This is a genomic window from Allobosea sp. 05T433, from assembly GCF_056396065.1.
On record NZ_JBFTKS010000005.1, the window covers coordinates 230,043 to 242,794 of the forward strand.

At 65.4% G+C, this 12,752-nt stretch carries 12 protein-coding genes; 7 read left to right on the top strand and 5 right to left on the bottom strand.

Annotated features, from left to right (window positions below):
- Positions 1-14 precede the first annotated feature (14 nt).
- Positions 15-752, top strand: coding sequence for a DUF3750 domain-containing protein (locus AC1DGP_RS09235; RefSeq protein WP_441506621.1), 738 nt, complete (start codon positions 15-17; stop codon positions 750-752).
- Between the two features lie 91 nt (positions 753-843).
- Here AC1DGP_RS09235 and AC1DGP_RS09240 read toward each other — a convergent pair whose 3' ends face one another.
- Positions 844-2,127, bottom strand: a complete 1,284-nt coding sequence (locus AC1DGP_RS09240; RefSeq protein WP_441506622.1) for a cystathionine gamma-synthase family protein — start codon at positions 2,125-2,127, stop codon at positions 844-846.
- A 150-nt stretch (positions 2,128-2,277) separates the two neighbouring features.
- Between AC1DGP_RS09240 and AC1DGP_RS09245 the strand changes: the two genes are divergently transcribed.
- Positions 2,278-2,736, top strand: a complete 459-nt coding sequence (locus AC1DGP_RS09245; protein ID WP_441489131.1) for an Lrp/AsnC family transcriptional regulator — start codon at positions 2,278-2,280, stop codon at positions 2,734-2,736.
- A 3-nt stretch (positions 2,737-2,739) separates the two neighbouring features.
- Here the strand turns inward: AC1DGP_RS09245 and AC1DGP_RS09250 are convergent, their stop codons facing one another.
- The 3 genes from AC1DGP_RS09250 to AC1DGP_RS09260 form a co-directional block, all read right to left on the bottom strand.
- Positions 2,740-3,633, bottom strand: a complete 894-nt coding sequence (locus AC1DGP_RS09250) for an alpha/beta hydrolase family protein (protein WP_476832024.1) — start codon at positions 3,631-3,633, stop codon at positions 2,740-2,742.
- Between the two features lie 57 nt (positions 3,634-3,690).
- Positions 3,691-4,692 (bottom strand): alpha/beta hydrolase, encoded by a 1,002-nt coding sequence (locus AC1DGP_RS09255; RefSeq protein WP_441489129.1) that lies wholly within the window; start codon positions 4,690-4,692, stop codon positions 3,691-3,693.
- A gap of 144 nt (positions 4,693-4,836) precedes the next feature.
- Positions 4,837-6,000 (bottom strand): alpha/beta hydrolase, encoded by a 1,164-nt coding sequence (locus AC1DGP_RS09260; protein ID WP_476769288.1) that lies wholly within the window; start codon positions 5,998-6,000, stop codon positions 4,837-4,839.
- 109 nt (positions 6,001-6,109) lie between these two features.
- On the opposite strand from AC1DGP_RS09260, the gene meaB reads away from it, so the two are divergent.
- Positions 6,110-7,084 (top strand): methylmalonyl Co-A mutase-associated GTPase MeaB, encoded by a 975-nt coding sequence (gene meaB, locus AC1DGP_RS09265; RefSeq protein WP_441506625.1) that lies wholly within the window; start codon positions 6,110-6,112, stop codon positions 7,082-7,084.
- Between the two features lie 106 nt (positions 7,085-7,190).
- Positions 7,191-8,567, top strand: coding sequence for a TIGR03808 family TAT-translocated repetitive protein (locus tag AC1DGP_RS09270; RefSeq protein ID WP_476832025.1), 1,377 nt, complete (start codon positions 7,191-7,193; stop codon positions 8,565-8,567).
- Between the two features lie 97 nt (positions 8,568-8,664).
- Here the strand turns inward: AC1DGP_RS09270 and AC1DGP_RS09275 are convergent, their stop codons facing one another.
- The gene (locus tag AC1DGP_RS09275; protein WP_441506627.1) at positions 8,665-9,666 is read right to left on the bottom strand and encodes an asparaginase; all 1,002 of its coding nucleotides are present in this window, start codon (positions 9,664-9,666) and stop codon (positions 8,665-8,667) included.
- Positions 9,667-9,816: 150 nt separating this feature from the next.
- Between AC1DGP_RS09275 and AC1DGP_RS09280 the strand changes: the two genes are divergently transcribed.
- The 3 genes from AC1DGP_RS09280 (at position 9,817) to AC1DGP_RS09290 (ending at position 12,665) form a co-directional block, all read left to right on the top strand.
- A complete protein-coding gene (locus AC1DGP_RS09280) occupies positions 9,817-10,641 on the top strand; it encodes an alpha/beta hydrolase (protein ID WP_476832026.1) in 825 nt (274 codons plus the stop codon).
- Positions 10,642-10,691: 50 nt separating this feature from the next.
- Positions 10,692-10,928, top strand: coding sequence for an Lrp/AsnC ligand binding domain-containing protein (locus AC1DGP_RS09285; protein ID WP_038361355.1), 237 nt, complete (start codon positions 10,692-10,694; stop codon positions 10,926-10,928).
- Positions 10,929-11,072: 144 nt separating this feature from the next.
- On the top strand, positions 11,073-12,665 hold the full coding sequence (locus tag AC1DGP_RS09290; RefSeq protein ID WP_476832027.1) for an ABC transporter substrate-binding protein: 1,593 nt from the start codon (positions 11,073-11,075) through the stop codon (positions 12,663-12,665).
- Positions 12,666-12,752 lie beyond the last annotated feature (87 nt).

A 12,752-nucleotide genomic window follows, 5' to 3' on the forward strand; every position in this document is an offset into this window, starting at 1 on the left:
ACTATCGTCCTGCGATGCATCATCTGCGCCGCGTCCTGGCTCTCTTTGTCGTCCTTTTCCTGCTGCCCGTCGCGACGCATGCGGCCTGGTGGCAATTGCAGCCGCTCGCGGCCGACTGGCGCCGGGCGGACTGGTCCAGCGCCAGGCTCCTGCCGGCCGCAGCAACCGTGCCCGAAGCGACGATCCATGTCTTCGCTGCCCGCGTCGGGCGCTGGCGCGGGATCTTCGCGCATCATTCCTGGCTGGTGGTCAAGGAGGCGGGCGCGAGCGCCTATACACGCTTCGATGTCGTCGGCTGGGGCAATCCTGTGCGCATCAACCATCGCGAGGCCGATGGCCGCTGGTTCGGCAACGTGCCGGAGCTGGTGACGGAGGTGAAGGGCGCCGCCGCCGAGGCGCTGATTCCGCGCATTCGCGCGGCCGTGCAGAGCTATGCCTATAGCACGTCAGGCAGCTATTCCGCCTGGCCGGGGCCCAATTCGAACAGCTTCGTGCAGCACGTGCTCGCCGAGATTCCCGAACTCGCCCACGCACTGCCGCCGACCGCGATCGGGAAGGACTGGCGCGATGACGGCCTGTTCCTCGGCATGGCGCCGAGCCGCACCGGCATCCAGGTCTCGCTCTTCGGGGTCGCCGGCATCACGCTGGCCTGGGTCGAAGGCGTCGAGGTCAATCTGCTTGGGCTCGTCACCGGCTTCGACATCCGCCAGCCGGCGCTGAAGCTGCCGGGCTGGGGAAGAGTGGGCGTCTAGGCGCGCTCGGCATGCTGCCAAATCAGCCGCGGCATGCTCGCAATTTGGCAAGCAGGGATGGCCGGTTCGAGACCGGCCATGATGCTCCAGATCAGACCGCCTCGAAGGCCTGCGCCAGATCCGAGATCAGGTCCTCGATATTCTCGATGCCGACCGAGATCCGGATCAGGGCATCGGTGAGCCCGATCTCCTCCCGCAATTCGCGGGCGACCCCCGAATGGGTCATCGCGGCGGGATGCGAGACGAGCGTCTCCGTGCCGCCGAGGCTGACCGCGAGCTTCATGATCTGAAGATTGTCGAGCAGCGCGAACGCTTCCTTCTCGCCACCCTTGACGTCGAAGGAGAAGGTCGAGCCCGGCGCCGAGCATTGCTTGTCGAAGACCGGCTTGCGCGGATCGCCATCCTTCAGATCGCCAAGGTAATGCAGCTTGGCAACCTTGGGATGGCTCGCGAGATACTCCGCCACAAGTCGGGCGTTCTCGTTGGCGCGGCTCATGCGGATGTCGAGCGTCTCCAGCGAACGCATCAGCATCCAGCAGGAATTCGGATCAAGCTGCGTGCCGAGCGACGAGCGCCAGCCCTTGACCTGGCGGACGAGCGCATCCTTGCCGCTGATCGAGCCGCCGACGAGATCGCTATGCCCGCCGACATATTTGGTGAGCGACAGCAGCGAGAGATCGGCGCCATGCTGCAGCGGCTTCTGGAATTTCGGGCCGAGCATGGTGTTGTCGACCACCACGGGCGGGCGATGCCCCTGCGACTTCTCGAGCTCGTCGGCGATCATCGCGCAGGCTGCGAGATCGACCAGCCCATTGGTCGGGTTGGCCGGCGTCTCGACCAGGATCATCCCGACGCGCCCCTTGGCGGCAGCGGCCTTGGCGGTCGCACGCATCTGCGCGACATCGACGCCGTCGGTGAAGCCGAAAGGCGTCACCCCGAAGGCGCCCATCTGGTTCTTCAGCAGCGTCTCGGTGCCGCCATAGAGCGGCCGGCTGTGGATGACGGTGTCGCCCGGGCGCAGGAAGGCGAAGCAGGTCGTTGCGATGGCCGCCATGCCGCTGGCGAAGACCGCGCAGCGTTCGGCCTCGTCCCAGATTGCCAGGCGATCCTCGAGGATCTCCATGTTCGGATGGTTGAAGCGCGAATAGACCAGGCCGGACTTCTCGCCGGGCTTGAGCTGGCGGCGCCCCGAGGTGAGGTCGAAGAAATCCTTGCCCTGCTGCGCGCTCTCGAAAACGAAGGTCGAGGTCAGGAAGACCGGCGGCTTGAGCGAACCCTCCGACATCGCCGGCGAGTAGCCATAGCCCATCATCAGCGTCTCGGGATGGAGCTTGCGGTTGGCGATGCGGTCCTTGTGATAATTGTCCTGGCTCATCGCACTCTCCTCTGCCGGTCAGGCTGCCGACCTTGCGGCACCAGAAAGGCAGGTTAGGCCGATCCGCGCGGCATTGCATGAATGATCCCGTCGGGATTACATCCCGTTTGCGCATCTTCCTGCTCAGATATCGAATTCGAGGAGCATCTTATGCTCGATACGACAGACCGCCGTATGCTTGCCGTGCTGCAGGAGGACGGACGCATCACCAATCAGGACCTGTCGCAGAAGATCGGCCTGTCGCCGACGCCCTGCCTGCGCCGGCTGAAGCGACTGGAAGAGACGGGCGTGATCAGGGGCTATGCCGCGGTCGTCGATCCCAAGGCCTATGGCCTACCCTTCAGCGTCTTTGTCTCGATCCGCCTGAGCCAGCAGACCCAGGAGCATATCAGCGAGTTCGAGAAGGCCGTCGAGAGCTGGAATGAGGTCGCGGAGTGCTACCTGATGACCGGGTCTCAGGATTACCTTTTGCGGGTGCTGACGGACGGGATCGAGGGCTATGAGCGCTTCCTGAAGCAGAAAATCACGCGGCTGAAATGCATCCACTCGGTCGAATCCAATTTCGCGATGGCGACCATCAAGAAGCGCAACGGCCTGCCACCGCTCTGAGCCCTATCTGCCGCCAAACAGCGCCTGCGCCGCCGCATTCGCCATCTTCCCCTGCTCATGACCGACGCCCGGCACGACGATTTCGCGCCATGGGCTTGCAACACCGAGGCGCTTGGCTTCTGCGGCTGCAACTCGCGTGAAATTCTCTCCACGCGCGAAGCGGTTGGAGCCTTGCGCCTCTGCGCCCCTGGACTTGTTGAGTCGCGGGTGGCCCGGGTCGGTATCCTGATCGCCCAGCATGATCAGCATCGGTTTGGCGAGGGCGGCCTTCGTGCTCGCCTCGGTCGCCGGCGTGCCGTCGAGCGAATAGGGGTAGCTGAAGCCGCCGGCCGCCTCTTTGCCGACAGGCAATGTGTAGTAGCCGGCATTGGCGGTGACCGCTGTCGAGAACCGCGCCTCCGGCATCAGGATCGCCATGCGGTGGACGAACTGCGCCCCGGCTGAATGGCCAAACAGCACATAGCCCGTGTCCGTGACACGACTGCTCTTCAAGGCCTGGTCATAGAAGCGCTCGATGACCGAGTAGACCCATTTCGCCCGGTCCGGCTCCCCCTGGACTCCGCCCTGCTGATAGAGGCGTGTCGGAAAGCGCTCCTTGTCGAAATGCGGGGCGGCAATGATCAGGCCGTGCCGGTCTGCCGCCTCGACCCAGCTGTCGCGCGCCGACGCGGCGTTGCGCAGCAGTCCGTGCAGCGAGATCACCAGTGGGCAGCGCTTGTCGGCGCAGGCCTGCGGCACATAGGTCTCGATGTTGATGGTCTCGGTACCGGTGGGCGAAACGTCCTCATGCAGGACATGCGAGCGCCCGGCTTCCTGGAACGGGGTCAGGTCATGCGCCTGCCCGGCCAGAGGCATGAGCACAAGCAGGCACGCAGCGCGCAACAACACTCGTGGCATCGACGTCCCCCTGAAGGCAGCGCGATGCTGCCCCCAAGACGAACCGCTCCGCAAGCCTCAGGAGCCTGTACGGTCCATGGCGCGCCGCACCACCTGCGTCACTTCGCTGTCCGTCAGGAACAGATCATGCCTCAGCATGCTCCAGCCGCGGCCGGAAGTGTCGGCGACACGCACGCCCAGAGCCTCGAGCCGCGAGCGCTCGGCCGCGCCGGCCCGCGCCACGCCACCGGCGATACGCGAGGAGATGGCGAGGGCCCTGTCATCGGGGTCGATGATCAGGGTCATGCGCTGGGCAAGCGGACCCAGCCGCGAGACCGTCTGCTCGAACGCGTCGATGTCGATATCGGGCGATGCGAAGACGATCGAGCCGATCTGCGAGGAGACGTCGGCGGAGTCCCGGAGCTCCCGCAGGCCTTCCAGCGTCAGGAATGTGCCCATCGAATGCGCGACGATGTGGATGCGCCCCACGGTCGGGTTGGCGACGAGGGCGCGCAAGGCCTGGACGAAGCCCTCGCGCGACCACAGCGCGCTCTCGCGGTCATAGCCGTAGTCGAAGAGCTTGCCGCCGGAGGGCCAGGTGAAGAGCGCGGTGCGCCCCTGGAACTTCAGCGCATGCGAAAGCTGCCCGGCGCTGCGGGCGGCGGATTCGAATGTCTCGTTATAGCCGTGGACGTAGAGCAGCACGTCACGCCCGGTCGCAGCCTCGCCGAAGGCACGGGCCGCATTGGTCGAGGTCCGGTTGCTGACACCGACGACGCGCCAGTCGCTGCCGACGGTCGCCGCGACAACCCCGCGTCCCGGAGGGGAAAGCCGCGCTTCGGCGAAACTCAGGCCCGTGCCACGATCCGGCCCGAAGAACGGCTCGCGGTCACCGAGAGACTTTCGCGTGGTCGCGACCAGGAGCACCGGCTCCCTGCCGAAAGGGGACGACTCCGCATGGGCCGTTTCCGAGAATGGCGAGATCGCCGCCTCTGTCTGCGCGCAGGCCGACAATGCGAGCGAAAGCAGCGCTGCAAGCGCAACGAAGCGACGGGAAGGGGCGTGCCGCGCAGCGGACATGGGCGATCGAGAATTCCAGTGTTGCAGGAATGCGGGCGGAAATGGCCAGCCCGGCCTTAAGGCCAAGCTAACGCGGCCATAATGGGGCAACCTTGCAGCAATCTTCGCGCAAGGCTCGCGCGTGTCCCTGGTGCAACAGCCGCTCTATTGCTGGATAATCGCAGCCGGGGCCGTGACCACGAGCTCCAGCGTGCCGCCGACGGTGCCGACCACGCCGCCGGCGATATCGCCCAGGCGATCGCCGAATTGAGGGCCGCGCATTGCGATTCCCCTGTCCGCCTGCAGTCGCTTGCCGATCATCTGGACGACCTTGGGCGAGGCGGCGAACTTGCCGTGGTTGAGATTGTCGCTGGTCGAAACATCGGACAGATCGATGATATCGACCCCGGATTTCGCCAGCTCCGCGACCGTATCCTTGTCGCTCGCGGAAATCGCCCCCAGGCGCTTCTTGTCGCCGGCGAAGCGGCGCGAAAATTCGAGCGCCTTGTCGTCGGCCGAGACAAAGACCGTCACCGGCGTCTTGATCTCGCGCATCACGGTCTTGAACACATCGAGATCGACATCGGGCGCAGCCAACATGACGTTGCGGAGCTTTCCGCCGAAATTGCCGTCGCCGCGAATGGATGCCTGCCGCAGGGTTTCCAGCGTCAGCTGCGTTCCCATGGAATGGGCGAGGATGTCGATGCGGCTCGGACCGAGGTCCTTGGCGATCGCGCGCAGGTTCATCTCGAGGAAATCGCGGGAATAGAAGGCGCTTTCCCGGTCGTAAGGGTAGGCCAATAGCTGCCCGCGCGAGGGCCAGGTGAACAGCACCGGCACGCCCTTGAAATCCGAGTCATGGACGATCTGGGCGAAACGATAGGCCGCATCGGCAAAGCTCGTGTTGTAGCCGTGAACGAAGACGAGGACCTCGCGCTCCTTTGCCGGCCTTGCCGCGATCTCGCGCCGGACGCGCGCGACAATCGGGGAGAGGTCGATCCGCTCCACCGAAGTCACCGCGAAATGCTCGGCCGGGTTGGTCTTGCCGTAGCTGCCGGGAAGCTCGAGCTCACCCGACTTGTGCGCCTTCGGCACCGAGATATCGATCTTGGCGAAGGAGAGGTGTTGTCCCCGTTCTCCGGTGAAATATTGCGGTTCCGCCCCCATCTCACGGGTCGAGGCCACGAAAATCCGCACGGTCCCGACGATATCGGCTGGATTGACGCTGGTGAGCGACAGGTCTCTGGGCGGGCCGCCGCATGCCGCGAGGCCAAGTGGAGCCAGCAAGGCCAGCGCAATCAATCGAACCCGGAACGCCGCACGCATCATGACCGATCTCGTCTCATTGACGTTGCGGATGTTCAAGAGGCGCGGATGACACAGTGATGACCGAACTCGCGGCTTGTCGCCCGAGCCCAAGGCTTGCTAGGTGCCTGTCATGGCTGACGTCTCCACCCTCGCCGATGCAATTCTCTCCGGTGAACGGGCGGCCCTGGCGCGTGCCATCACGCTCGTGGAATCCCGCCGGGCCGATCATCGCAGGCAGGCCCATGCCCTGATCCAGCAGGTGCTGCCGCACACCGGAAAATCGATCCGGGTCGGCATCACCGGCGTTCCCGGGGTCGGCAAGTCGACCACCATCGATGCACTCGGCACCTACCTGACAGGGCTCGGTCACAAGGTCGCCGTGCTGGCGGTCGATCCATCCTCGACGCGGAGCGGCGGTTCGATCCTGGGTGACAAGACGCGGATGGCCCGCCTTGCCATCGACCCCAGCGCCTATATCCGCCCCTCCCCGTCTTCCGGCACGCTCGGTGGCGTCGCAGCCAAGACGCGCGAAACGATGCTGCTCTGCGAGGCCGCCGGCTTCGACGTCATCCTGGTCGAGACGGTGGGCGTCGGCCAGTCGGAGACCGCGGTCGCCGATCTCACCGATTTCTTTCTCGTGCTGATGCTGCCCAATGCCGGCGACGAATTGCAGGGCATCAAGAAGGGCATCATCGAGCTCGCCGACATGATCGCCGTCAACAAGGCGGACGGCGCCGGAGCCGTGGCGGCGAAGGCCGCAGCGGCGCAGTACCGCGCGGCCCTGCACATTCTCGCTCCCGTATCGAGCGTCTGGTCCACTCCGGTGGTGACGGTCTCGGGGCTGACGGGCGATGGGCTCGACACGCTCTGGGCGAAGGTCGAGGATCATCGCCAGCGGATGGGTGCGAGGAACCTGATCCAGGAGAAGCGTCGCCAGCAGGACGTCAAATGGATGTGGGCCATGGTCGAAGACCGCCTGCGCGCCAGGCTCCGCCATGATCCCGTCCTCAAGGCACGGACCCCCGCGCTTGAAGCAGCCGTCGGGGCAGGAGAACTCAACCCCACCCTGGCGGCCGACGAGATCGCGCGGGCGCTCGGCCTTTGAGGTGAGTGATCGCGACGGATGGGGCTGGCCGGCCGGCGCGCGGGCCTGAAACGGCACAACCAGGCCGGCACGCGGCTTGTAAGCCTGCGGCGTCATGGAGGCCCTCATGGCGATTTCTCGACGTTCCCTGCTGGCCGCGACCGTTTTTGGGACAGCAGGATCCGTTGTTCCGGCGGCGGCACAGCAGGCACCGCGGAGCGAACCGGCGCGCGCGCTCGGTCAGCTCGGACTGGAGGCTACTCATTTCGGACTGCGCCCCGGCTCCGCCGACGATCAGTCACGGCCGCTTCAGAATGCGCTCGCGGAAGCGGCCAGGCGCGGCGCGCCCTTGCTGCTGCCGCCGGGGCGCTATCGCGTGTCCAACGTCATCCTGCCCGAGGGCTCACGGCTGGTCGGTGTCCCCGGCGCCACGCAGCTCGTCGCGGCGCAAGCAGGCCCGCTGCTCATCGCCCGCCGCATCAAGCGCACGGCGCTGACAGGGCTCAGTCTCGACGGGCTCGACATCCGCGCCAGCGAGCGAGCCGGACTTGTGGCCGCCGAGGAGGTCCTGGAGCTCACCCTGAATGAATGCGAGTTCGCCAATGCGGGCTCGGTCGGCCTCGTCCTGACCCGAACAGCGGGGCGGATCCAGGCCAGCAGGTTTCGCAGCATGCGCGAATCGGCGCTGTTCTCGCTCGATTCGCGCGGGCTCTCGATCGAAGGCAACCAGATCGAGGATTGCGGCAATAACGGTATCCAGATCTGGCGCAGCCAGGCGGGCGACGATCAGTCGCTCATTCGCGGCAATCGGATCAACCGCATCCGTTCGGATTCCGGCGGTGACGGGCCTAATGGCAACGGCATCAGCCTGTTCCGCGCCGGCGGTGTCATCATCGAGAGCAACAGCCTGCGCGACTGCGCGCTGACCTTCATCCGGAACAACTCCGGTTCGACCGTGCAGATCATCGGCAACCAGGGCAAGCGCTGCGGCGAGACCGCGCTCTATTCGGAATTCGCCTTCGAGGGCGCCATCATCAGCGGCAATCTGCTGGAGGATTGCGCCATGGGCATAAACGTCACCAATCTCGACCATGGCGGGCGGCTCGCCGTCGTCGCCAACAACATCATCCGCAACGCCCAGAAGGGTTATGCCCCGAAAGGCAAGGAGCCGGTCGGGGGCATGGGCGTGCATGTCGAGGCGGAGGCCGCCGTGACCGGCAATGTCGTGGAGAATGCCAGCGATGTCGGCATCTCGCTCGGCTGGTCCTGGGCCATGCGCAACCTCGTGGCCACCGGCAACATCGTTCGCAAGACCGGGATCGGCATCTCGGTCTCGCTGGTGCCGAAGGAACGCAACGCCCTGATCGCCAACAATGTCATTGCGGACGCGAAGCTCGGTGCCGTCCTCGGCACCGAATACGGCACGATCGTCACTGGCGACCTGACGCAAGGCGCTGACAAGCGGGCGACCGGCATCCGTGTCGAGAACAACGCGGTGAGCTGAAGCACCGGCCCGAAAGTGGATAGCTGTTCTTCAGGAAAGCCGACGCGATCACAAAAGGGTAGACGATCGGACCGGATACGATATCCGATCCGATGATTTAAGCGCTGGCTGCCGCCCTCACGCGCCCGACCTCGATGCCGTTCCAGTTCTTCAGGACGCTTTCGCGCAGCGGCGCAAAGCTCGCCGCCTCCGTCTCGCTCATCGGCAGGAAGCGCGCGATCAGCGAGGCCATCACCACCTCGGCCGCGCGCCCTGCCCCGTCATCGCATTTCAGCGCAATGCCGAGCCCGAGTTCCGGAATCGCGCCGCAATAGACGCCTTCCGCGCCGGTCTTGATGAAGATGCGCTCGCGCAGGAGTTCCATCGCGCGCGTGTCGAACCGGCCGGTTCCCGCGACCATGAAGGGGTGAGCAGCGACCGCCTTGCGGATGCGCAGTGCGGCCTCGGCACGCTTCGGCCCAAGCCCGTGGCCGGAGCCGAGACGGGCGAAGCCCAGCGCCAGCGACGTCAGCGGCACGGCATAGGTCGGAATCGAGCAGCCGTCGGTGCCCATGAGATCGGCGGAGTGGGCCGCGCCTGTCACCTCTTCGAGCGCGCCGCGCACCGCCTTCTGGACGGCGTGGCCGGCCTTGACGTAGCCGGTCGGGTCCTCATCCAGGCCGCAGGACAGGCAGACGAAACCGGCATGCTTGCCCGAACAGTTGTTGTTGAGAGCGGTCGGTTCCTGGCCTGCCTTGGAAATGGCGCGCGCCGCAGCCTCGTTCATCGGCCAATGCGCGCCGCATTCGAGGCAACCGGCATCGCGACCGGCCTTCCTCAGCATGCCGAGCGAGGTTTCGGCATGAGCCGGCTCGCCGGAATGCGAGGCGACGGCAAGCGCGATCTCGGCTTCGGTCAAACCGTAGCGGTCGGCAGCGCCGCTCTCGAACAGCGGCAGGGCCTGGATCGCCTTCACCGCCGAGCGCGGGAACACGGGGCGCTCGACATCCCCCAGCGAAAGCACCACAGCGCCGTCCGCATCGACCACGATTGCAGCGCCGCGATGGCGCGATTCGACGACGGCGCCGCGCATCACCTCGGCAAGAACGGGGTTTTCCATAACGATCTCCAGGCTCGCAGAGGCCATGCACATGGTGCCCAGCCTTGTGGCGTTTGCGGCTCGACCTGTCAAAAGCCATAGCGCAGACTGGCGTGGCCTGCGATTCAGGACGTGGTCCGCAGCCGCAGAGCCGGAGAAGCCGAGCCAGCCATGTCGACGGATTACGAGACAGAATACAATAACCGCGCCCGCGTGCCGGAGCATCCCGGAATCATTGCCGGCTGGCAGGCGGACGCTGCGGCCTATCGCGGTATCGCGGTCAGCGAACTCGGCATCTCCTATGGCCCGGGCGAGCGGCAACATTACGACCTGTTCAAGCCCGAGGCGGTCAAGGGCAACGCCATCGTGCTCTTCATCCATGGTGGCTACTGGCAGGCGCTCGACCGCTCCTATTTCTCGCATATGGCGCGCGGCGTGAACCGGCTCGGCGTTCCCATGGCGGTCACGGGCTACGATCTCTGCCCACAGGTCGAGCTCGGCCACATCGTCTGGGAGCTGCAGCAGGCGGCGGCGGCCCTCTGGCGGCAGTTCAACCGGCCGATCGTCGCATCGGGCCATTCGGCGGGCGGGCATCTCGCCGCCTGCCTGCTCGCCACCGACTGGAAGAATGTCGACCCCGACCTGCCGGACCAGCTGGTGCCGGCAGCCTATGGCATCTCCGGCCTCTACAACCTGAAGCCCCTGACCGAGACGAGCATCAACAAGGCGCTCGGACTCGACATGGAATCGGCCGAGCGGGAGAGCCCATTGTTCTGGCCGGCCCCCTCGGGATTGCTGATGGACGCCGTGGTCGGCGGGGCCGAAAGCGATGAATACCTGAAGCAGAGCCGCCGCATCACCGATGTCTGGGGCCTGGAAGGCGTCAGGACGCAGTATGGCGAGATCGACGGCGCGAACCATTTCACCGTCCTTGCCGATCTTCCCGACCCCGACAGTGCAATGAGCAAGCGCCTCGCCGAACTCGCAGGCGCTTGATCTTCCGGCGCGAGGCTCTATCCAGAGGGACAGGATTTTCGGAGCGCGTGATGCAGACCTTCTTCGTCGAGATCAAATGCAAGCTCGGCAAGACCTATGAGGTCGCCAGCGAACTCGCTGATCGCGAGATCGCCTCGGAGATTTATTCGACCGCCGGCAATTACGACATCCTGGCCAAGTTCCACGTCGCCGCGGATGTCGATATCGGCCATTTCGTAGCGCAGAAGGTGCAGTCGATCCCCGAGATCGCCGACACGCACACGATCATCACCTTCAAGGCGTTCTGAGGCCCTTTACCGTCCTCATCCTGCCACGCGCAGGCATGCTCCGGCCCTACGAATCCGTGGAGAAGGACATTCTCCACGCGGTGGCTGCTGGCCATGCCGGCTCCGATCCGCCAAAATATCCACTGAACTCGGGAGGTTCTTTCAATGAGAAACGTCGCCACACTCGCCAGCCGCGCCGCCATGGCCGCGGCGCTGTCTCTGGTCGCGGGTGCCGCTGTCGCGCAGGAATTGCGCATCGGCATCTCGGCCGAGCCGAGCGCGATGGACCCGCACTATCACAACCTGACCCCCAACAACATGCTGGCCCGGCACATCTACGAGCCGCTGGTCGGCCAGGACGCCTCGCAGCGGCTGGTTCCCAGCCTCGCCGAAAGCTGGAAGGCGATCGACGACACGACCTGGGAGTTCAGGCTCCGCCAGAACGTCAAGTTCCATGACGGCTCGCCCTTCACCGCCGACGACGTGCTCGCGACCTTCCAGCGCGCGCCGAACGTGCCCAAGAGCCCCTCGAGCTTCTCGGCCTATGTCCGCGGCAAGGAGATCAGCAAGGTCGACGACTACACGATCCGCATCAAGACCGCCGCGCCGGCGCCGCTGGTGCCGACCGATCTTTCGACCTTCGGCGTCATCTCCGCCAAGTGCAAGGACACCACCACCGAGGAATTCAACGCCGGCAAATGCGCGGCGGGCGGCACCGGCCCCTACAAGCAGGCCGAGTTCGTCTCGGGCGACCGCGTCGTCATGACCGCCAATGACAGCTGGTGGGGCGGCAGCAAGGATCTCTGGAAGAAGGTGACGTTCCGTATCGTCACTTCGGCGCCCACCCGGGTCGCGGCCCTGCTCGCCGGCGATGTCGACATGATCGAAGCCGTTCCGACCTCGGATGTCGCCAAGCTCAAGGGCGACAAGAACCTGAATGTCGTCAGCCAGGTCTCGAACCGCGTGGTCTATTTCCACATGGACCATTTCCGCGACGTCTCCCCCTTCATCAAGGGCAAGGACGGCTCCGAGATCAAGAATCCGCTGAGGGATGTCCGCGTCCGCAAGGCGCTTTCGATGGCGATCAATCGGCCGGGCATCGTCGAGCGCATCATGGAGAAGGAGGCGATCCCCGCTGGCCAGCTCCTGCCCGATTCATTCTTCGGCACCTCCAAGAACCTGAAGCCGGTCGCCTTCGATCTCGCCGGCGCCAAGAAGCTGCTGGCCGAGGCCGGGTACCCGAACGGCTTCAAGATGAAGATGCACGGGCCGAACGGGCGCTACACCAACGACACCAAGATCATCGAGGCCGTCGCCCAGATGTTCGCGCGGCTCGGCATCGAGACCGAGGTCGAGACGCTGCCCCCGGCCAACTTCTTCACCCGCGCTTCGCAGGGCGCAGCGGGCAATGTACCGGAATTCTCCTTCATCCTCGTCGGCTGGGCCGCCGGAACGGGCGAGTCCTCGGACTCGCTCAAGGCGCTGCTTGCGACCTTCAACCCGCAGAAGGGCATGGGAGCGACCAATCGCGGCCGCTACTCCAACCCGGCCTTCGACGCGAAGGTCGAGGAAGGCCTGCGCACGGTCGACGACAAGAAGCGCGATGCCATCTTCGGCGAGGCGATGGAGATCGGCATGAACGATGTCGGGCTGATCCCGACACATTTCCAGCTCAACACCTGGGCCGCCCGCAAGGGCTTCAAGGTCGAGCCGCGCTCCGACGAGTACACGCTCGCGACCTCCGTCACCAAGCAGTGACCGCGTCGGCGGATTGACGTCGTTCCCGGGCTCAGGCCCGGGAACCTCTTGCCGATGACCGCTGGTCACCGAAGGGTCGGAGCAAAC